Source organism: Vibrio sp. 1557 (genome assembly GCF_033340175.1).
GTDB lineage: Bacteria > Pseudomonadota > Gammaproteobacteria > Enterobacterales > Vibrionaceae > Vibrio > Vibrio alginolyticus.
Genome location: NZ_JAWOVZ010000313.1, coordinates 1 through 1,006 on the forward strand (window position 1 = coordinate 1; position 1,006 = coordinate 1,006).

At 44.7% G+C, this 1,006-nt stretch carries 2 protein-coding genes; both read left to right on the forward strand.

Features of this window, described 5'->3' with window-relative positions; genetic code table 11:
- The coding region (locus tag R7070_RS26710; RefSeq protein ID WP_318141592.1) for a hypothetical protein at window positions 1-218 on the forward strand (218 nt) is incomplete at its 5' end.
- A 12-nt stretch (window positions 219-230) separates the two neighbouring features.
- Window positions 231-1,006, forward strand: a 776-nt coding sequence (locus R7070_RS26715) for an MFS transporter (protein ID WP_318141591.1), incomplete at its 3' end; no start/stop codon positions are given.

Below are 1,006 nucleotides of genomic sequence, written 5' to 3' on the forward strand. Positions count from 1 at the left end.
GCTCATTTTTCTACATGAGCGCACCATGCATGCTTTTTTCTCAATCCATTTTCGCTCAGGTGTTGAGAATGTCCATCATGTTGGGGCTATCGCTAATCATCGTCCATAACTCTCCGAAGTTGCTGGAAATATTAGCAGAACAAGCCATCAACAGCGGTTGTCACCAAACAACGGGAGACAACGAACACCATGATCATTCTCATCACCACCATCATTAATAAGAGCAAACTATGAGTATTTTCCGATTTCCAGTTCTTGTTTGGCTTGGAATAGGGATTTTGATTATTTGTCTAGGGATCAGACAATCTTTCGGTATTTTTATGATGCCAATTTCAGACTACTTTCAGACCGGGCGCGAGTTCTTTAGCTTTGCTATTGCCTTGCAAAACTTGTTGTTTGGCGTATTCCAACCTTTTGTCGGCATGGCGTCAGACCGTTGGGGCGCGAAGCGTATTATCATTTTAGGTGCCTTTTCTTACGCTTTAGGCCTTTACCATACTTCTATCGCCGTTGAGCCAATCATGATGTATCTATCGCTTGGCGTTTTAGTCGGTTTTGGTTTGAGCGCAACCAGCTACGTCATTGTGTTAGGGGCGGTCGCAAAGGTTGTCCCTGCACAACATGCAGCTAAAGCATTTGGTTTAACTACCGCTGCGGGATCGTTCGGTATGTTCGCCATGATCCCTGGAGCACAAGCGCTTTTGAGTGATTTTGGCTGGCAAGGCGCACTTCAAGCATTCGCTGTACTGTGTAGCTTTATGGTGATGTTTGCATTGTTCATGAGAACTGCGAAGCCACAAGCAAGTAACCATGCAAATGTTCAGGAAGACACACAAACCCTAAAAGAAGCATTAAAAGAAGCTTTCTCTCACAGAGGTTATTGGCTGATTCATGCAGGTTTCTTTGTGTGCGGCTTTCACGTGATGTTCATTGCAACTCACTTACCAAGTTATCTAGCAGATAAAGATTTACCAGCCTCAACCGCCGCAATGGCACTGGCGTATGT